Origin of the sequence: Lysinibacillus sp. NPDC097195, from assembly GCF_044762075.1 — a bacterium.
GTDB lineage: Bacteria > Bacillota > Bacilli > Bacillales_A > Planococcaceae > Lysinibacillus.
Map to the genome: position 1 here is coordinate 287,400 of NZ_JBIWDP010000003.1, position 18,809 is coordinate 306,208.

Annotated in this window: 18 protein-coding genes and 1 pseudogene; 9 read left to right on the forward strand and 10 right to left on the reverse strand. The window is 37.1% G+C overall.

Features of this window, described 5'->3' with window-relative positions; all coding sequences use genetic code 11:
- Positions 1 to 106: 106 nt before the first annotated feature.
- Both ldmS and ACIQXI_RS16650 read right to left on the reverse strand, forming a co-directional pair.
- Positions 107 to 1,261: an L-aspartate--L-methionine ligase LdmS gene (ldmS, locus tag ACIQXI_RS16645; RefSeq protein WP_402927131.1), complete on the reverse strand. Its 1,155-nt coding sequence runs from the start codon at positions 1,259 to 1,261 to the stop codon at positions 107 to 109.
- A gap of 156 nt (positions 1,262 to 1,417) precedes the next feature.
- Positions 1,418 to 1,999: a GNAT family N-acetyltransferase gene (locus tag ACIQXI_RS16650; RefSeq protein ID WP_402927133.1), complete on the reverse strand. Its 582-nt coding sequence runs from the start codon at positions 1,997 to 1,999 to the stop codon at positions 1,418 to 1,420.
- A gap of 92 nt (positions 2,000 to 2,091) precedes the next feature.
- Here ACIQXI_RS16650 and pdxR point away from each other — a divergent pair, with 92 nt between their 5' ends.
- Positions 2,092 to 3,456 (forward strand): MocR-like pyridoxine biosynthesis transcription factor PdxR, encoded by a 1,365-nt coding sequence (gene pdxR / locus ACIQXI_RS16655; RefSeq protein WP_402927135.1) that lies wholly within the window; start codon positions 2,092 to 2,094, stop codon positions 3,454 to 3,456.
- Positions 3,457 to 3,530: 74 nt separating this feature from the next.
- Positions 3,531 to 4,325, forward strand: a complete 795-nt coding sequence (locus tag ACIQXI_RS16660) for an EcsC family protein (RefSeq protein WP_402927138.1) — start codon at positions 3,531 to 3,533, stop codon at positions 4,323 to 4,325.
- A 96-nt stretch (positions 4,326 to 4,421) separates the two neighbouring features.
- Here the strand turns inward: ACIQXI_RS16660 and ACIQXI_RS16665 are convergent, their stop codons facing one another.
- The gene (locus ACIQXI_RS16665) at positions 4,422 to 5,393 is read right to left on the reverse strand and encodes a quinone oxidoreductase family protein (RefSeq protein ID WP_402927140.1); all 972 of its coding nucleotides are present in this window, start codon (positions 5,391 to 5,393) and stop codon (positions 4,422 to 4,424) included.
- A 96-nt stretch (positions 5,394 to 5,489) separates the two neighbouring features.
- On the opposite strand from ACIQXI_RS16665, the gene ACIQXI_RS16670 reads away from it, so the two are divergent.
- Positions 5,490 to 6,122, forward strand: coding sequence for a hypothetical protein (locus tag ACIQXI_RS16670; RefSeq protein ID WP_402927142.1), 633 nt, complete (start codon positions 5,490 to 5,492; stop codon positions 6,120 to 6,122).
- A gap of 88 nt (positions 6,123 to 6,210) precedes the next feature.
- Here the strand turns inward: ACIQXI_RS16670 and ACIQXI_RS16675 are convergent, their stop codons facing one another.
- From ACIQXI_RS16675 to ACIQXI_RS16700, 6 genes are all read right to left on the reverse strand, one after another.
- A complete protein-coding gene (locus ACIQXI_RS16675; protein WP_402927145.1) occupies positions 6,211 to 6,888 on the reverse strand; it encodes an ABC transporter ATP-binding protein in 678 nt (225 codons plus the stop codon).
- On the reverse strand, positions 6,889 to 8,001 hold the full coding sequence (locus ACIQXI_RS16680) for an ABC transporter permease (RefSeq protein WP_402927147.1): 1,113 nt from the start codon (positions 7,999 to 8,001) through the stop codon (positions 6,889 to 6,891). It lies immediately after the preceding gene.
- 103 nt (positions 8,002 to 8,104) lie between these two features.
- Positions 8,105 to 8,683, reverse strand: a complete 579-nt coding sequence (locus ACIQXI_RS16685; protein ID WP_402927150.1) for a TetR/AcrR family transcriptional regulator — start codon at positions 8,681 to 8,683, stop codon at positions 8,105 to 8,107.
- Positions 8,684 to 8,907: 224 nt separating this feature from the next.
- Complete coding sequence (locus ACIQXI_RS16690) at positions 8,908 to 10,092, reverse strand: NAD(P)/FAD-dependent oxidoreductase (protein WP_402927153.1); 1,185 nt, start codon at positions 10,090 to 10,092, stop codon at positions 8,908 to 8,910.
- Between the two features lie 45 nt (positions 10,093 to 10,137).
- Positions 10,138 to 10,566, reverse strand: coding sequence for a helical membrane plugin domain-containing protein (locus tag ACIQXI_RS16695; RefSeq protein WP_402927156.1), 429 nt, complete (start codon positions 10,564 to 10,566; stop codon positions 10,138 to 10,140).
- Between the two features lie 407 nt (positions 10,567 to 10,973).
- On the reverse strand, positions 10,974 to 11,591 hold the full coding sequence (locus tag ACIQXI_RS16700) for a TetR/AcrR family transcriptional regulator (protein ID WP_402927158.1): 618 nt from the start codon (positions 11,589 to 11,591) through the stop codon (positions 10,974 to 10,976).
- Between the two features lie 124 nt (positions 11,592 to 11,715).
- Between ACIQXI_RS16700 and ACIQXI_RS16705 the strand changes: the two genes are divergently transcribed.
- Positions 11,716 to 13,902 (forward strand): MMPL family transporter, encoded by a 2,187-nt coding sequence (locus ACIQXI_RS16705; protein ID WP_402927160.1) that lies wholly within the window; start codon positions 11,716 to 11,718, stop codon positions 13,900 to 13,902.
- Positions 13,903 to 14,142: 240 nt separating this feature from the next.
- On the opposite strand, the gene ACIQXI_RS16710 is transcribed toward ACIQXI_RS16705, so the two are convergent.
- Complete coding sequence (locus ACIQXI_RS16710; protein ID WP_402927162.1) at positions 14,143 to 15,657, reverse strand: MDR family MFS transporter; 1,515 nt, start codon at positions 15,655 to 15,657, stop codon at positions 14,143 to 14,145.
- 156 nt (positions 15,658 to 15,813) lie between these two features.
- Between ACIQXI_RS16710 and ACIQXI_RS16715 the strand changes: the two genes are divergently transcribed.
- From ACIQXI_RS16715 to ACIQXI_RS16735, 5 genes and pseudogenes are all read left to right on the forward strand, one after another.
- The gene (locus ACIQXI_RS16715; protein WP_402927164.1) at positions 15,814 to 16,719 is read left to right on the forward strand and encodes a TetR/AcrR family transcriptional regulator; all 906 of its coding nucleotides are present in this window, start codon (positions 15,814 to 15,816) and stop codon (positions 16,717 to 16,719) included.
- Between the two features lie 569 nt (positions 16,720 to 17,288).
- Positions 17,289 to 17,453 (forward strand): annotated as a pseudogene (locus tag ACIQXI_RS16720) (DUF418 domain-containing protein); the annotation flags it as partial.
- Positions 17,417 to 17,617, forward strand: a complete 201-nt coding sequence (locus ACIQXI_RS16725) for a hypothetical protein (RefSeq protein WP_402927167.1) — start codon at positions 17,417 to 17,419, stop codon at positions 17,615 to 17,617. The pseudogene ACIQXI_RS16720 and the gene ACIQXI_RS16725, both read left to right, overlap by 37 nt.
- A gap of 129 nt (positions 17,618 to 17,746) precedes the next feature.
- Positions 17,747 to 18,301 (forward strand): SLOG family protein, encoded by a 555-nt coding sequence (locus ACIQXI_RS16730; RefSeq protein WP_402927169.1) that lies wholly within the window; start codon positions 17,747 to 17,749, stop codon positions 18,299 to 18,301.
- A 130-nt stretch (positions 18,302 to 18,431) separates the two neighbouring features.
- On the forward strand, positions 18,432 to 18,746 hold the full coding sequence (locus ACIQXI_RS16735) for a hypothetical protein (RefSeq protein WP_402927171.1): 315 nt from the start codon (positions 18,432 to 18,434) through the stop codon (positions 18,744 to 18,746).
- Positions 18,747 to 18,809: the final 63 nt, after the last annotated feature.

Sequence of the window (18,809 nt, forward strand, 5' to 3'; positions counted from 1 at the left end):
CAATTTATAAGCTAAAACGAATCGAAGCCGCAACAAACCGCATAACAGCGGGGGTTGCGGCTTCCAAAACCTAGTGCCAGGCACTCACATAATTTTAAACTTTTCATTACAGCAATTGCTGTTCGAGTTCTTCGATTTCTTCTAATGTGTCTGCATACCAAACACCAACAAATCGCGATTCTACTTTATTGTCATAGTAGTCCCCATCATAAAATGCTAGTGGAAATAGAACACCTTGTTTAATATATTGTTCAATTTTTTGATAGAATGTTTCATTATCCTTCACATCTTTTGCTGCATAGGTAGCAAATTTATTAACAGGTTTACCTAATGCTTCATGGAACATTAACATAGAAGTCGAACCGTTTTGGCGGAAGTTCAGATCAATTGCTTGCACATCTCCAGCCTCTGTTACAATTAAATCAAAACCTGCCACACCGACAAATCCTTCTGCTACACCACGTTCCATAATATGACGACCTACTTCGATGACCTTTTCTGGTACTTTTTCTACAATAACATTTCCTTCATAGATACCATTATCATCTGTCATTTGTTGAGAAGCACCTAAATACTGTATACCTAGCTCTTCACTATAAACGAACTGACAACTGTAATTATCTTTTGCCTGTAAAAGCTCTTCAATAATAATACTTTCCGTTCCATTCATCCGAAATTGACGTAAACCCTCTGTTAACTCATCTTGATTTTGGCAAATGATGACGCCATAACCACCAGAAGTGGGTGAATCATCTCCTGGCTTGAGGACAACAGGTGGCTTCCAATTTTTCATTGCATCAGATAATCTATATAATTCGATATTTAAACGACTTGGGACATATTTGCTATCAATTAAGTGGTCAATATATGCTTTTGTATTGAGTTCATTAAACTTAGCAGCATCCATCCAATAACAATTACGGCTCATATGCTCGGCGTCATGCAAGTACTGACAAACAATCGTTTTCCCCTCTTCACACCAGGCATCTAATTGCGCTAAATATTCTTCTTGTGTTTCGTAAGTATAAGGTTGCTCGACCCAATCTAAACCCGCTAATTCATGTAGTTTTTGAGCCTTCTCTGTTTGTGTCGCTCGATGTACTAAAACAGGAATATCCGCAATGGCAACTTCCCTTGCTGTTAAAGCATCTAGTTTATGGCAGTCATCCATCATCCACGGATTATCGCTATATGGCGTACGAGGTGTATACACAGCATTATCACCGTAAATTTGTCGCAATGTTAATTTCGGCTTTAACATACTAGTCCCCCACTTTTCAAAATAGATTTTATGTTATCTACCCGTGAATGCCAAAGCCAACACATCATTTAACGAAAACTAGCTTTTTAGACTAATAAAAATCCATTTTTTTACTCTTTTTTAATAATTAACAGTAATGTCTATTGCATTTTTAAGTTACTTCCTTGCTAACAAGCTTTCCATCTGTACCTTTACTACGGGCCATTCTTCTATTGTTATACTATACATGACCGTATGCCGTGTCGAACCATCTTTGCGTACCATATGATTGCGTAAAACACCTTCTTTTATTGCCCCAATCCTTTCAATTGCCTTTTGGGATCGTCTATTTTCATAATCTGTTTTAATTTGTACTCGTTGTAGACCAAGTACTTCAAAACAATAGCTCAGTAATAAATATTTACAATTTGTATTTACCGCACTTCGCCAACTTGCTGGGGTAAGCCATGTTGAGCCTATTTCCAGCCTTTTATGTTTGCAATCTATATCCATATAACGGGTTGAACCTATAATTTGACCTGAACGTTTATCCACAATGACAAACGGAAACTCCTCCATTTTATCTTTTTTAGTCAACGCATTTTCCACAAAGTTATGCACATCCGCTTCTTTTTCTATCACTGTGGATAGATACGGCCAAATTTCTGGATAACTGCCTGCTTTCAGTAGCCCTTGTATATCCTCTTTTGCTAGTGGTCTTAATAAAACAACCTCATTTTCCAAAGCTTTAAATTCCATTGTCCACACTCCTTTTTCATTATTAAACGGTAATTTTGATATGATAGATAGTACCAATTATTAAAATTCTGGCCATACCAGGGAGTTGATAGATGATGGAACTTGCTATTTCGTTCTCAGAACATTTGCCTAAATATGTACAGGTTTACGAAAACATTAAACAAGCTATACTTTTAAAGAAACTTTTAGCACACGAACAATTACCTTCAAAGCGCACGCTTGCCACAACATTAAATGTCAGTGTTCATACTATTAAAGAGGCATATGAGCAATTACTAGCAGAGGGTTATATTTATAGTAAAGAACGCTCAGGCTATTATATAGCGCCATTTGATTTGGAATGGCTTCAGCAGTCACAAAGCAAAGATGTCGCTTTCTTATCCACAAGCGAAGATACAGTGAAATTTGATTTTAATAATGGTCATGTGGATAAAACCGCCTTTCCTCTGAAAACCTATCAAAAGCTGCTGAAAAAACACTTTACTGTGGATGTTTTATCAACAAGTCCTTGGCAGGGTGAATTTGCTTTACGTCAGGAAATTGCCCACTATGTCAATCGCTCCAGAGGAGTTATGTGTGAACCATCGCAAGTTTTGGTCTATAGCGGTACACAAAGCCAACTGCAAGCGCTATGCCACTTTTTCGGGCCTGAAATTGAAGTCGGTTTAGAAGAACCAGGCTTTAAACGAGTACGAGTTACTTTACAGCAATGTGGTTTAGCAATTCATCCTATTCCTGTGGATAACTTAGGAATTACCGTGCCGAATAAGGGTATTCACATGTTATACACAACACCCGCTCATCAATTTCCACTTGGCATGTTTATGTCCATGGAACGACGTGTAGCACTACTCCAATGGGCTACACTAAATGATGCTTTTATTATTGAGGACGATTATGATTCTGAATTTCGTTATAAAGGGCTTCCCATTCCATCTCTGGCAAATATGGATCAGCTTCAGCGAGTCATTTACTTTGGGACGTTTTCGAAGACTTTGCTTCCTTCTCTACGAATGAGCTATATGATTTTACCTAAGTCTCTTGTAGAGCCCTTTATCCGCTTTTATCAGGAACAAAAATCTATCGTCTCCAAATTAGATCAGCTCGTATTAGCAGACTTTTTATCGCAAAGATTATTCGATAAACATTTAGCAAAAATGCGCACTATTTACCGTAAAAAACAGCAGACTTTACTGGCAGCGATTCGTAGTTATTTCTCTGATGAATTCGAAATTATCGGTGAGAATGCTGGACTACATATTATTGTGAAATTACCTAAAAGATTGTCGGAGCAAGATGCCATTCACCTTGCACATGCAGTAGGAATCAACGTCTATCCTTGTTCTACATCATTTCAATTACCTAGTGAACATGGCATGATTATTATTGGCTATGGCGGATTAGCACTAGAGGAAATTGATGAAGGCATTGCCTTGCTTGCATCTGTCTGGCAATAGTCTTACGTTACCTTGAAACTTTTTAAACTAGTTTACGTATTGTAATTAAATGCACTTACAAGGGGAATAGTCGAATGGACACTCAGGAGCAATTAATTAACTATTTACAGGAAATAGAAGCGTGGGAAAAAGATCAAAAAGGGCTATGGTTTTGGGAAAGATTAGGGCGAATACCTTTTAAAATTTTAGATAAGATGACTCCGGCTTTTATTCAACAAAAATTAGCTTTACTTGTCGATGAGCTCGGAAGCTATATTCAATCTGGTGGCAAATATTTAATCAATGAACAAGCGATGCTTCAAAAAATCCGTAAAAATTCTTCGGATCAAAATATTTTTACAATCTCTGATATCGGCAATATTCCTTTAGAGGAGATGATTGCACTTAGTGGCCAGCTTCAAAAAGAGCGCGTAAAATTGGCAACAGTCCAAGGTGCCTCAACTGGTTTTGGTGGTATTTTCACATTAGCAATTGATATCCCCTTTATTTTAGGAATGGCTCTAAAGACTTTACAAGAGATTGCAATTATTCATGGCTATGACCCGAATGATAAAATGGAACGTATTTTCATTGTGAAATGTCTGCAATTTACGTCTGCTGATATTGTTGGCAAAGAAGCTATTTTGGAGGAGCTCTCTTCTATGCATAGCAACAATAATGTATCTGAAAAGATGATTTCACAGCTTCAAGGTTGGCAGGAAGTATTTTTCACATATCGCGATCAAATGGGATGGAAAAAACTTTTCCAAATGGTACCGATTGCAGGCATGATTTTCGGGGCCTACGCCAATAAAGGGATGATGCAAGATATTGCCGAGACAGGCATCATGCTATACCGCAAAAGAAGAATATACGAAAAACTAAAATAGTGCCAGGCACTCACACAATTCCCACACAATTTAGAAAGAGCCAAGGAATACAGGTTTTCCTTGGCTCTTTGCGAGTGTCAGGCACTCACACAATTCTCACACAATTTTAATTAATATTTTCCCTTGATGCTGGCGGCTCTCCATCAAGGTATGTGCCTTTTCCATGTCCTCTAAGCTAAACACGGCAGCAATGGGCACTTGGAAACTTTCATCCTGTAATAATGCAAAAACATCCGAAGCGACTTGTTGTAACAGTTCTGGTTTTAACGCTCGAGTCGTCCCTAAGCTAAAGCCTTTGACATTACGGCAGCTACTATGTAAATCCGACGTTTTGATTTGCCCCACTTCACCACTACTATTACCAAACTGTACAAGTGTACCAAATGGAGCTAAACAGTTAAAACCTTCTTGTGTAACCGTTCCTGCAATGGAATCAAAGATAACATCGACCCCAAGACCATTCGTATAGTCATTAACTTTCGTACTAAAATCGTCATATGTTAGCACATGGTGTGCACCTAGCTCATATGCAATTGGCGCTTTCTCGATATTGCTTACAGTACCAATAATTTTTTTTGCACCGCAATTTTTCGCCATTTGTATCAGCATTGTGCCAACCCCACCTGATGCAGCATGAATTAACACACTCTCTTCAGAACTAATTTGTGTAATCCGATGCGTTAGCATATAAGATAAAAATAAAACAGTCGGTATCGCAGCTACCTTTTCAAGAGGTACACCCTTTGGTATGCGGAAGACGAGCTGTTCATTGGCGACAACATATTGTGCATACGCACCGTTTTTAGGAAAGGCAATGACCTGGTCACCCTTGCTAAATCCACTGCTATCATCAAATACCTCTTCTATAACACCCGCTACATCCAAACCGAGTATCATTGGAAAATTAGCTTTTGCTTTATTGCCTGTTCGATTTTTTATATCAGCAAAGTTTACACTTGTATAGGACGTGCGAATGAGCACTTCCCCTTTTGAAATCATTGGTTTTGGACAATCTACAACAGTTAATACTGACGGCGGTCCAAAAGCATTTATCGTCACAGCCTTCATAAATTCCCTCCTCCCTGTTATAGTAAAATTATAACTAAATTTTCCTGATAATAGTTAGTTAATTACTTCAATACTTTTGGATTAGGAGGGATTTTGATGACCATCAAACCTAGTAAAGAAACTTACAACGATATCGCTTACAATTTTTTCAATATGAACAGTGATAAAATTTGCTTTATGTTCGCTGGTACAGGGTACAACTATGACAAACCACTACTGCATTATGCTACTTCGTTAATGCTTGAATTAGGCTATGATGTTGTTCAAGTTTGTTATACCTTTGAACAACATCAGTTTAACCAACCAGCAAAAGCTATCTCAGAAATGGTTTATCACAGTGTGAATTCTATCGTGACATATTATTTACAATCGAACGCCTACAAAGAAGCTGTGTATATCGGTAAATCGCTTGGTACATTACCGATTTCTGACTATTACATACCGCAGGAGACCTTACTGCCTTCTCGTTATATACTGTTAACACCGCCGCTATCGTTTGAACATGTTATGCAAAACTTAGCAAATCAACGAGCATTTATAGCTATTGGAACTGCTGACCCGCATTTCTCCGAGGAAAGGATGCAGCAACTTGCTTCCCATCAGCTGACAATTGCAGAAAATGCTAATCATTCATTAGAAACTGCTCACAACACAGTTGAGTCCATTATTCGCTGTCAGACATTATTATCAGAGCTCAAAACTTATCTTCAATCAGTAGACCATGAATGACGATATACGAGTAAGGGCTATCAATCGAATGAAAAAGTAAACTTTATTAATGAAGACAAATAGCCGTTCTCATATTGAGTACTATATATTAAGATTGTAGTGTTAAAACACCATCTTCCATGCGGTAAATTCGGTCACAGTAAGTTAACATACGCTCATCATGCGTTACCATGATAGCCGCCTTTTTACGCTTTTTCACTTCATTAGAGATAAGCTGAACAACCTCGAAAGCGCGCTTAGAATCTAAACTTGCTGTTGGTTCATCTGCTAAAATTACACTTGAATCATTCATAAATGCTCGGGCTATTGCTACACGCTGACGTTCCCCTCCGGATAACTCATTCGGAAATTTTTTTAGCTTTTTCTCTAACCCTAAATCTGACAATAATTGCTTTGCAAACTGCTGATCAGCAGTTGATACTTTGCCTGCCATTTTTTTTACTAAAAGTAGTTGATCTAGCACATTTAAATAAGGTATTAAATTAGATGTTTGTAAAATAAACCCTATCTCATTTAAGCGAAATTCAGAGAGTTCTTTCTCCTTTAGAGCCTCAATTTTTTTACCATTTACAATCACACTACCTGATGTAGGCTGTAACAAAGCACCAACTGCTGATAATAATGTACTTTTCCCGGAACCAGAAGGACCAATAATGGCTACTAACTCACCTGCCTCTACTTCCATTGACACTTTGTTAAGAGCCGTAATAATTGAACCGCCCTCATCATATGTTTTCGTCATGTTTTTCACTTCTAAACGTTGCATCTATTCCACTCTCCCTAATGCTGTTAATGGATCTACTTTAGACACTTGGCGAACACAGACAAAAGAACTTAACACACTAATTAGTAAAAGAGCGAAACCATAAAGTACAACTAGTGTAGGATCTAAGTTAAATGGCATGCCTTCCGGGAACACAAGTGCTGTTAAATATGTCAGCACGACGCCTATAAGAATGCCTACAAATGAAATGACAAACACTTGTGACACAATTGCTTTTGTAATAAAGCTATTTTTTGCACCAATGGCTTTCATTACACCAAATTGTTGTGTCTTTTGAATCGTCAAAACATAAAAGAATACTGCTATAACAAATGCAGAAATAGCAATAAGAAACACTAGCATCATTACAATTGTCCCGTTCTCTTCCATATACCCTGGCATTCCATTAATCGCCTGACTTTTCGTTGCCGTTTCTATGTCACCGATCTTTTTACTAAAGGAATCTGTATCTAAATTAGATGCCTGAATTGCTATAGCATTTACAACGTCTTCAATGCCGTTATTGGCACCTGGTGCAGCAAATTGATAAGCTCTCCATTGTTCTACCGTGCTAAATAATACCGGTAAATGGTTATAGGTTTCATTTTCAACAAAGCCGACAATTTTCAGTACTATTGTTGAACTATCCACTTTAATTTCGTCACCTATTGCATAGCCTTTGTCTTGTAAAGTTTTATTGGCTAAAACTCCATTTTCAATATTTTTATCTAGTTTCTTACCTTCAATGACTTTTGGTTCGATAAATGAACCTGCTTCAATCCCCAATAGCGCAATATCGGTTTTTTCATCAATACCCTCTTTAGAAACAGCCGCCATTGCAGAGCCAAATAATGCGCTATCTTCAACTTCACTTTGTGAATCTATTTTTTCTTTTAACGTCGCAGAAATTAAAGATTTACTAAATTTAGATCCTGAGCCTTCCTCATATACTACGTAATTAGCATTAAGATTTTTTATTGTAGCTGCACTTAATGTGGAAAGTCCGTTCCCAAGACCAGACAAGATAAACGTTAACCATGCTATTAACACAATAATCATTGTAATCATTGAGTAGCGTAACTTTGCATGTTTAATTTCTTTTAAAGCTAAAAACATCGAAAATTTCCTCCTCCAAACTTTAAAGTTACACATGTGTCACTTTGGAATAAAAAAAAGTACACATACGCAACTAGTATTATACTCATTAGTTACACATGTGTCACTTATTTTTTCCTCTTACGCCATTTAAAATTAATAACTTCGTAAATTTGATAAATTCTACATCATCCATTTGACTATGATTAGGAATATTAATACTCTGAAAAATAAATCCGAGGACAAGATCATTTGGTATGTCTACATCTACAAAGCCCTCTTCTTTTCCTTGTTGGACAATACGCATTAAAGGCCCGTACATATTAAAATGCATTGCTGATAGCTTTTCTTTTTTTTCTAGCATTTGCGGGTTATTGGACGTTGGGATAATATCAGCAATTCCTAATAGCAAATGTAAATCCTTGGAACGGAAAATACTATGCAATAACTCGTCTAATTGGTCAAGGTAAGATAAATCTGCAGGGATTGATAATAACTCTTTCACGTTTTTATCCATTTCGTGTAGCATAAAATCCATAAGTAATTCATCTTTATTTGTATAGTATTTATAAATAGCTGCTCGTGAAACCTCTAACGATTCTGCTAACCGAGCTATCGTAAATCCTTCATAACCAACAGCTAATACTAATTTTTTTGATTCTAAAAATAAATCGAGCGTACTAAACTTTCGATCGCGACCCATGTATTCCTCACTCCCTACACTTTAATTATATCCTTTAGCATACGCTACAATTAAATAGTTAACAATATTTGCAAAATCTTATTTAATTCTATATCAACCCAACAAATGAATTTGCCAAATATTTTGCGTTCTACTCTTTAAAGTTTTATGTAATGATAAAAACACCCCGTTCAATGTTAATTACCTTAACATCCACGGGGCATTTTATTTAGTTATGATTAATATTAATACACTAAGCCAAATAGCGCTTTGATGTGTGTAAGATAGCGAATGTTAGACGCTTCTTTCATAAGTGTTGCTGGAAGACCTTTAAGTTGTGTGTTGCTAGCTCCAATAGTAGCAACTGCATCTTTGCGGCCTAAGCTTGCAAGTGTACCAGAGTTAACTGCTGAGAATGGTTTCATTTCTTGGTTTTTATATTGTGCGAATAAGTTGTAACCAGCGCATTCGCCCATTTGCCAAGCAACTTGTGCAGTTGGTGCGTAAAGTGGACGTCCACCATCAGCTGGTAATGCAACAGAAGCATCTCCGATTACAAATACATCTTCGTGAGATGTAGATTGTAAGAATTCGTTGATTGTTGCTTTGCCACGGTCAGCAGCAAGACCAGATTCAGCTACGATTGGAAGTGCAGCTACACCACCAGTCCAGATAAATGTATTGGCAACGATTGGCTCACGGTCTTTAAGTGAAATTACGTTACCTTCAACACCTGTTACAGGCGTACCAGTGATGAATTCAACACCACGTTTTGCTAAACTTTCAGTTGCACGTTCAATAAGTACATCTGGAAGTACTGGTAAAATTTTAGGACCAGCTTCAACTAATTTAATTTTTAAATCTGCAAAGTTTACACCGTGTTTTGCTGCGATTTTCGGGAAGTTGTCCACGATCTCACCAACAAGTTCAACACCTGTTAAACCGCCACCGCCGATAACGATTGTTGCATCAGCTTCGTCTTTTGACTGTGCATATGCTTTAATGCGATCTTCGATGTGTTTGTTGATTTTGTTTGCATCGTTTACAGACTTAAGTACCATTGAGTTTTCTTCTAATCCTGGGATACCGAAGAAACCAGTTTGGCTACCTAAAGAAACCACTAATGTATCATAATTTAAAGTGTAACCATTATCTAGGTCAACCTTTTTAGTATCTACATTGAATTTAGTTACTTTCGCGATTTGTAAATCAATATCTAAACCTTTAAAGATTTTTTTAAGCGGTAAAGCTACTGCACCTTCTGCAATAGTACCACCAGCTAAACGGTGAAGTTCAGTGATGATTTGGTGCGTTGGGAATTGGTTTACTACAGTGATTTTAGCTTCATCAGCTGATAAATACTTACGTGCTGTTAATGCAGTTAATACACCCGCGTAACCAGCACCTAAGATGACGATTTCTTTTGACATGATTAATTAATCCTCCGTCCTTACAAATTGAATATATATCGGGTCTTATTTAGATTTACGTTCAGCGTTTACTTGTAAAAAAGCATTAACAAAACGGAAAACATTTTGAACTTGTGGGTCTTTGATCATTTTTACAAGACCAAATAAACCGATTACTTCACGGCTTTCAGAAGCACGATCTTTTGCTTCAATAGCAGTAGCTGCAAGTTGTTTAGCTGATCCTACTACTGGCGCAGCCATTTCTGTTACAGCACCAACAGTATCGCTTTTTAATACTTCATCAGTTGCAACTGCTTGAGCGAACTCATATGATTTAGTTAATAACGTCATCATTTCAGTTAGCTTCGGTAATTGCTCAACTAAAGTTGTTAGAGATTCTTGTACCTCAGGCTTTAATAGTTGGTCTAGTACATCTAATTGTTCTTGACTCACAGTTAATTGTTCAGACTGTGCTTGGTTATTCGTTTCTGACATTTTTGAACTCTCCTTTGCCGTCAATAATACTATTTTTTATATTGCCTCCATGTAAAAAAGACCATTAAGCGATCTCTTAACAGTCCTTACAGCGGATTATCTTACATTCACCAGTCACAAGGGCTGGAAAGCGAATTTCATGATTTGTTACATATTCTCCATTTTGCACAAAGCGCATCACAATTCCATCCTTATCTCTTATCTTGGTGATATTACAACATCCATTATAAGACTGTTTGCGCATTATTTCAATCAACTACAGCACAATCTTTAAAAAATAGTTTATTTGTAAACCATTTTAAGCTGTTAGTGCTCTATTTTTGCTTGTTTTGGAAAATAATGAAAGTTTATCAACTAATTTATTTCTGCAAGGACGCTTTAAAAAATGTTATTACCTACAATTTTTCTCACTTTTCGACTGATAACCAAAAGAAATTAATAATCTCTTTTGCCGCTTCATTAACTGTTTGAAACAGTCTTTTTCCTTCGCCATCCTTAAAATAGCCAACGGACATTAATGCCATAAACGTATGGGCGAAAAATTCCGCATCCCCCTCACGAATTGTCCCTATTTCCATTTCCCGTTGCATCGTCTGTTCAATCGTTTTATACATCTCATTTTCTGATGCATGCACTTTTTTTAATTGCGCATTGGATAAATTAATTGTAGCTTCTCGCATAAAGTTCTTCATATCAATATCTACAGTGGCTGATAAATGGACTTGGATAAGTTGCTCTAATCGCTCTTTAAATGGGATAGGCTGTTCTAAAATTCGTTCAATATGGACTCTAATTCTTTGCATCATTGCAACTAATGCCGATGTATATAACTCCCCTTTAGTTGGGTAATAGTAATAAATGGTGGCTTTCGTAACATTACAAGCTTTCGCTACGTCATCCATTGATACATTTTTATAGCCATCTTTTATAAATAGCATTGTCGCTGTCTCCAAGACAATATCTTTTGTAGGTTTAGCCTTGTCATCATGGCGAGGTCTTCCTAGAACACGCGGTGATTGTTTCAACAAGTTCGCCTCCTTATAATGTGCTTCTTTTAATCATATTATAACATATCAAAACTTCTTTATTGATTAATTAACCTTCTAGTATATATAATTAATATACATTACATGAAACGGAGGTTTTCTCATGAAAAAACATCCACTTGAGCAATGGGGCTCAATGGTGGCAAATAAAAAAGGGCGCTTTTTAGCACTCGGATGCTGGGTTTTACTTGTCCTCGTCCTGTCATTTGCTTGGCCACAGATTAATAGCATAGACAGTGAATCAGGTAAAAATTTACCCGATAATGAAATGTCTGAGCAAGCAGCAGCAATTATTGCTGACGAATTCCCAAATGATGCCGGTACCCCATTATTGCTCGTTTGGCATAGAGAAAGCGGGTTAACAAACGAAGATTTTAGTGCCATTCAAAAGGTTTATGCAGAACTTAATGCTAATCCTTTAGATAAACAAACTTTAGTTCCACCTTATGATCAAATGCCCCCACAGGCATTTGCAGCATCTACATCTGAAAATGGTTCTACTATTGTTACACCTGTATTTTTTGAAAAAGATGCTTCAACCGATGCTTTACAAGAAAGTCTTGATACATTAACAAAAACAATGGATGCTAATAATGTCCAATTAGATAAAGATTTATCAAGCGATGCACTCCATGTGCGCTATTCTGGACCTGTCGGCATTGCAACTGATGCCGTTAGCTTATTTTCACAAGCTGATGTGAAATTAATGATTGCGACAGTGCTTCTTGTATTAGTGTTATTAATTTTAATTTATCGTTCTCCATTACTTGCAATTATCCCATTAATCGTTGTAGGCCTTGCTTATGGTGTCATTAGCCCAACGCTCGGGTTCTTTGCAGAGCAAGGATGGATTGATAAAGATTCACAAGCTGTTTCCATTATGACCGTATTATTATTTGGTGCAGGAACAGACTATTGTTTATTCTTAATTTCAAAATATCGAGAAATTTTATTTACTGTTGAGGATAAGGCGACAGCAATGAAACTCGCTGTGAAAGAATCGGGTGGCGCTATTATGATGAGTGCCTTAACGGTTGTTATTGGTCTTGCTACGCTTAGTCTTGCCCATTATGGTTCTTTCCAACGCTTCGCAGTGCCATTTAGCTTTGGTGTATTAATCATGGGGATTGCAGCACTAGTTGTCTTGCCAGCTATTCTCGTAATTATTGGGCGCGTAGCCTTTTTCCCTTTCACTCCTCGTACAGAGGAAATGGCAAAAGCTAAGGGCAAAAAACAGCACAAATCTTCACATAAAGTTAGTCATAAAATTGGGCGCTTTGTAACGCACAAGCCTTGGATAGTTATTGCAGTCACTGTCTTGCTCCTTGGTGGCTTAGCAGCCTTTGTACCACGAATCCAATATACATTCGACTTATTATCTTCATTCCCAGAAGATATGCCGTCCCGTGAAGGCTTTACTTTAATAGAAGAGAATTTTTCACCTGGCGAGCTAGCACCAGTACAGCTAGTTATCGATACACAGGGTAATGATGTAGATTTACAACAACAACTTACAAACATTTCATATATTGATAATGTTTCAGATGTGCAAATTGGTACGAAAAACAATTCTATTCAATTATACGAGTTATCATTCAATGCAAACCCATATGCACAGGAATCTTTAGATCATATTCCGGAATTAAAAGAAGAAGTTGTACAGTTACTTAAAGATGCCGGAATAAAAAATGCTGATAGCCACGTATGGATTGGTGGAGAAACAGCTAGTCAATACGATACAAAACAAGTGACTGAACGTGATGAATCTGTCATCATGCCGACAATGATTGCTTTAATAGCCGTCTTATTATTTGTCTATTTACGTTCAGTAACAGCAACCGTTTATTTGCTTGCTACAGTTATTATTTCGTATTTCGGCGCACTTGGTGCAGGATGGCTTATTTTGCATCATATTATGGGCGCAGAGGCCATTTCAGGCTCCATTCCGCTATATGCCTTTGTATTCTTAGTGGCACTTGGTGAGGATTATAATATCTTTATGATTTCAGAGATTTGGAAGAAACGCAAAACGAAGGATCACTTAACAGCAGTAGAAGAAGGCGTTGTGCATACTGGTAGTGTAATCACATCAGCCGGGCTTATTTTAGCAGGTACATTCGCAGTGCTTGCTACATTACCAATTCAAGTATTAGTTCAATTTGGTGTCGTGACAGCTATCGGTATTTTACTCGATACGTTTATCGTGCGACCATTACTAGTTCCAGCCATTACAACAGTACTTGGCAAGTACGCATTTTGGCCAGGAGCCCTCTTTAAAAAAGATAACTAAATTGTTTGAGTGCCAGTCACTCAAACAATTTAGAAATTTATGAAAAACAAGCCTTTGACAGGAACATAGAAAGCCTCAACAATTCAAGCATTCACGAGGGTTATCCCACACTTTTCACCCGGGGAAATGCACCTGAGAAGTGTTCTGAGAAGTGTTCTGAGAAGTGTCAGGCACTCAAACAATTCTTCAATAAAAATCCCACCGACAAGCTTGTCGGTGGGATTCTTTTTGTATCTTTAATTATTTTGTAGGTTTTTTCAAGTCCATTGTAGCTGCTGCACTTTCTACTTTTACACGTTTTAAGAAGAACGCAAGTATTAAGGCAACTACTGTCAGGAATGCCGCGATTAAGAAGGAATGTGTAATACCATCTAATAAAGCATTTTGCATAATTTGTTCTTGCATTTGTTGCATTTGCTCTGCTGTAGGTACAACACCTGATTGTGCTGCTTTCTCCTTAGCTTCGGCAATTAAGTCAGCTGCTGTTGATTTTGTACGATTATTCATAAATGTAACTAAAACCGCACTACCAATAGCCCCAGCTACTTGTTGTAATGTATTGTTGATTGCCGTACCATGTGGGTTCATCATTTGTGGTAATTGATTTAAACCATTCGTCATAATTGGCATCATTACCATTGACATACCTAACATACGAATTGTATACAGCGATACGATAAATGTATAACTAGAATCTAACGCTAATTTTGTTAAACCGAATGTTGCAATTGTAGTAATTGTTAAACCTGTGATGGCTAAAATTCGTGGTCCGAACTTATCAAAAAGTTTACCAGTAATTGGAGACATAATCCCCATTGCAAGTGCACCCGGAAGCATCATTAAACCAGCTTCAAAAGGCTCAATGCCACGAATTGATTGCACATATGCAGGCGTTAAAATCATCCCAGAGAACATCGCCATCGAAACAATTACAGAAATACCAGAAGCTAAAGCAAACATTGGATATTTGTAAATACGTAGCTCTAGTAAAGGCTGTTCCATACGTAATTGTTTAAAGATGAAGATAAATAAAGAAATAAACCCGATGATAATCGTACCGTAAACCCAAGGACTAGACCATCCTTTATCACCAGCAGTACTGAAACCGTATAGAATACCACCAAACGCAATTGTAGATAATAATACGGAAGGAATATCTAAGTGCACTTTACGTGTTTCCATTACGTTATCTAATTTCCAAATACCAAATAGCAGACTGATAATTGCAAATGGTATTATCATTTGGAATAGCATACGCCAGTCATGGTGTTCAACAATATACCCTGATAATGTTGGGCCAATCGCCGGTGCAGCAATCATAACTAACCCGAATACGCCCATTGCTGCTCCACGTTTTTCTTTCGGGAAGCTAGTCAACATAACGTTCATTAATAATGGCGACATACTCGCAGCCCCCGCTGCTTGCACCATACGACCTGCAAGCAACAAGCCAAACGTTGGAGCAAAGCCTGCCATAATTGTACCTATTGTAAAGATAGACATTGCAGCAATAAATAAATGTCTATTTTTAAAGCGTGTCACGAAAAATGCTGAAGCAGGTACTAAAATACCACTTACAAGCATATAACCCGTTGCAAGCCATTGTACTTGTGCATACGTAATACCAAAATCTTTCATGATTGTTGGCAATGCAACATTTAACAATGTGTTGTTAAGAAAAGCAACAAAAGCACCCACGAACAAAATGGCAATCATGCCATAAGGGGGCTTTTTCATTGTTAAGTCATTATTCATTTATATCCCTCTTTCTTCCTTGTTGTTTTGCGATAAAACTAATTTTATACTCGCAGTCTACTTTTTTCAACAATTAAGATTAAAAAATTTTAAAACGTTGATATATAAGCGTTTACATTGTAGAATACGAGTATAATAATTTAAAAAGGTGAGGTCATGAACAAAAGAAAAAGACAAATTATCACTGCAGCTCGGGAGCTATTTACAGCAAAAGGATTTTTAGATACTTCCATTAACGATATTATTAGCGCAGCCAAAGTTTCAAAGGGCACTTTCTACAATCACTTTGTTTCTAAGAACGAATGCTTAATCGCCATTTTAGACGAGGGTCGCGAGGAAGCAAGTAATCGTCGACACGAGCTTCTTTACGGAAAAGATCCTACAGATTTAGAAATATTAACACAGCAAGTTGCTGTATTGATGCATGTTAATCGCGAGCACAACCTAGTACAAATTTTTGAATCAATTTTCCATTCACGGGATAGGGAGCTAAAAAAAATCCTGTTAAATTATCACTTCCAAGAACTAGAGTGGCTTGCAAATCGACTTGTCCAAGTGTTTGGTGAAGAAATTAGACCGATGAGCTATGAATGTGCCGTTCAAACATTCGGGATGATTAATATTTCTTTACGTGCCGTGTTAGTAGCTGATTATAAATATTTAAACCGCGAAGCAATTGTACGAGTAGCATTACGCAATATAAGCGTAATTATACCTACTATGCTTGAATCAAAAGAAGTGCTTATTAGTGCGGACATGATTAACGCGATACAAAACGTCATAAATTATCAACATGTAAGCAAAGAAGTGGTGATTGAGCAATTGCAAGGCTTTATAAAGGGACTTTCAGAGGACGAAACACTCGAAGGTTTTGAGTTTGCAACATTCCTTTTAGAAGAACTTCAAAAGCAAAAACCAAAGCTCTTTATTATTGAATCGCTACTTACGCCTTTCAGAAAAGCATTTGTCGGAACAGAACATGCAGCTGAAGCACGTGATATCGCCAATAGTTTATGGCGCTATGTGAAACTGGAACAACCATCGGAGCAATGTAAAAGATAAATAACGATGAAAAGTGTTAGATTGACTGCAATCAATCTAACACTTTTTTTCATTTTTTACGCCGTGCACCGTTTTTTTTGCACTTAGATTATTCCACGAAACACCTTTATGGGAAGACCGCCTTTTACTTAGTTATGGCTATTTTATGTTATTTTCCATTCCGTTCATAAATCGCACAGCAAAAACATTATTTATTTGAGGTAGCCTATTATTTTTAGTAGCGACAGCCTTCACTTATAGTTCAAATGATGGCTCATTGAAGATAAAAAGGCAATGGACGTCTAAATTGATAAAGCGAATACCATCTATGCGCTATGCTAATGGAAGCTATCAAGAAATTTATGATTTCCGCTTAAACGTTTTACCTCCTGGCTTTGATAATCCACTACTATTCTATAGCGCTTATTGTCAGTCCATTATTTTTCCGCATGGCACTTGTGAGAAATCATACCTAGAACTTACACAAATGACATGTTGCTTATAGCAGGCTCATTGCTGTTAGCAGCAGGAGCTTTGTTTAGCCGCCTTTCTATTTCAATCACGAGCTTTACAGCCTTGCTTTTGAAAGTGTCGGTAAGTTATCGTTGACCAATCTTATTGCAAACTTTATTTGTACTACTGTGTTTTACGGATATAGTCTAGGCTTATTCTTCAAATTAAGTATGTTTGAGGGCATTTTTGCATTGCAGTATATAGCTTGCAATGTGAAAAAGGTGAAAATGGGGTCCATTTAAAGCAGTACTTTGCATTTGGACAAATGGGTCTTGGAGTAGTCGGATTAAACAGAAAGGAAGTAATTCAAATGAATAGTGGCTCTAAAGAGGATTTCACTGACACTTGGTGGTTTCTAGGCATTTGCGCAACAGTTACGTTCGTTTTAACAATTTTTGCACTTTAATCGCTAACTACTTTCATCAAATACCCGTTGCTAAATATTGCATCACATCTCTTAGCCCCTTCTGTTATTCGTTTTCAAACGCCCCCTACTGTATACTGTAAGTACAAAAACAGCTTAGGGGGCTTTTTAGTGTTACAACGAATGATAATTACAGGTTATAAACCACATGAACTAGGAATATTTAACGACAAGCATCCAGGAATTCCTATCATTAAAAAAGCGTTAGAAAACCGCTTGAGAATTTTAATAGATGAAGGGTTAGAATGGGTTATTATTAGTGGTCAGCAAGGCGTGGAAACATGGGCTGCCGAAGTTGTCTTAACGTTAAAGGAAGAGTTCCCTGACTTAAAATATGCCATCATTACACCTTTTTTAGAGCAGGACAAGAACTGGCAAGAAATGAAACAAGAAAAATATCAGTCGCTTGTGGCACGGGCAGACTTTGTAACGAGTGTCACAAAAAAACCATATGAAGCGCCTTGGCAATTCACTGAGAAAGACAAATTTATTATTCAAAATACGGATGGTCTATTGCTCGTCTATGATGAAGAAAATGAAGGCTCCCCGCAGTATATCAAGCGCTTGGCTGAAAAATATATGGAAAACCATGACTATATACTTCTAACTATTAACTCCTATGATCTCCAAGTGATAGCAGAGGAAATGCAACAACAGGATTGGTAGTTTAACAAATGCCTCCCCACTAGTGAAGTATGTAAAATCTTTGCGACAGTTTAATATTGATATAATTTTCTGACAACTTTATAATAGATGGAATAATATTAGTAAGAGTCTTGAAAGGAGCTGTTGACATTTGAATAGAAAAATCGAAATGATTTTAGAGCCTTCTCCAGTGAATGTCTCACACGATACGTATCGAAGAGAGTGCCGGTATACACGAGGCATTCATATTGAGGAACAAGAGTTTAAAGCCATTTTAAATACAATGTGCCACGATTCACGCTTATATTTTGATTTCCACAACCCAAGGAAAGAGATTAAAAAGGGAACTTATTTAAATGGACACTCCGGTTTAGCGCGAAATATTTATGATTACTATAAAACTTATTACAATATTGAAGTACCTGAAATAATAAACGGCAAAGATTTTTACGTAAAAATAATTTAAATACCCATTTAAGTCAGGCACCCAAACAATTCTGAATTTTAACAGGAAATAAAAAAACTACAC

Excerpts from the sequence above, each read along its gene's own strand:
- ldmS (WP_402927131.1), bottom strand. The coding sequence starts at position 1,261 with ATGTTAAAGCCGAAATTAACATTGCGACAAATTTACGGTGATAATGCT.
- ACIQXI_RS16650 (WP_402927133.1), bottom strand. The coding sequence starts at position 1,999 with ATGGAATTTAAAGCTTTGGAAAATGAGGTTGTTTTATTAAGACCACTA.
- pdxR (WP_402927135.1), top strand. The coding sequence starts at position 2,092 with ATGATGGAACTTGCTATTTCGTTCTCAGAACATTTGCCTAAATATGTA.
- ACIQXI_RS16660 (WP_402927138.1), top strand. The coding sequence starts at position 3,531 with ATGGACACTCAGGAGCAATTAATTAACTATTTACAGGAAATAGAAGCG.
- ACIQXI_RS16665 (WP_402927140.1), bottom strand. The coding sequence starts at position 5,393 with ATGAAGGCTGTGACGATAAATGCTTTTGGACCGCCGTCAGTATTAACT.
- ACIQXI_RS16670 (WP_402927142.1), top strand. The coding sequence starts at position 5,490 with ATGACCATCAAACCTAGTAAAGAAACTTACAACGATATCGCTTACAAT.
- ACIQXI_RS16675 (WP_402927145.1), bottom strand. The coding sequence starts at position 6,888 with ATGCAACGTTTAGAAGTGAAAAACATGACGAAAACATATGATGAGGGC.
- ACIQXI_RS16680 (WP_402927147.1), bottom strand. The coding sequence starts at position 8,001 with ATGTTTTTAGCTTTAAAAGAAATTAAACATGCAAAGTTACGCTACTCA.
- ACIQXI_RS16685 (WP_402927150.1), bottom strand. The coding sequence starts at position 8,683 with ATGGGTCGCGATCGAAAGTTTAGTACGCTCGATTTATTTTTAGAATCA.
- ACIQXI_RS16690 (WP_402927153.1), bottom strand. The coding sequence starts at position 10,092 with ATGTCAAAAGAAATCGTCATCTTAGGTGCTGGTTACGCGGGTGTATTA.
- ACIQXI_RS16695 (WP_402927156.1), bottom strand. The coding sequence starts at position 10,566 with ATGTCAGAAACGAATAACCAAGCACAGTCTGAACAATTAACTGTGAGT.
- ACIQXI_RS16705 (WP_402927160.1), top strand. The coding sequence starts at position 11,716 with ATGAAAAAACATCCACTTGAGCAATGGGGCTCAATGGTGGCAAATAAA.
- ACIQXI_RS16710 (WP_402927162.1), bottom strand. The coding sequence starts at position 15,657 with ATGAATAATGACTTAACAATGAAAAAGCCCCCTTATGGCATGATTGCC.
- ACIQXI_RS16715 (WP_402927164.1), top strand. The coding sequence starts at position 15,814 with ATGAACAAAAGAAAAAGACAAATTATCACTGCAGCTCGGGAGCTATTT.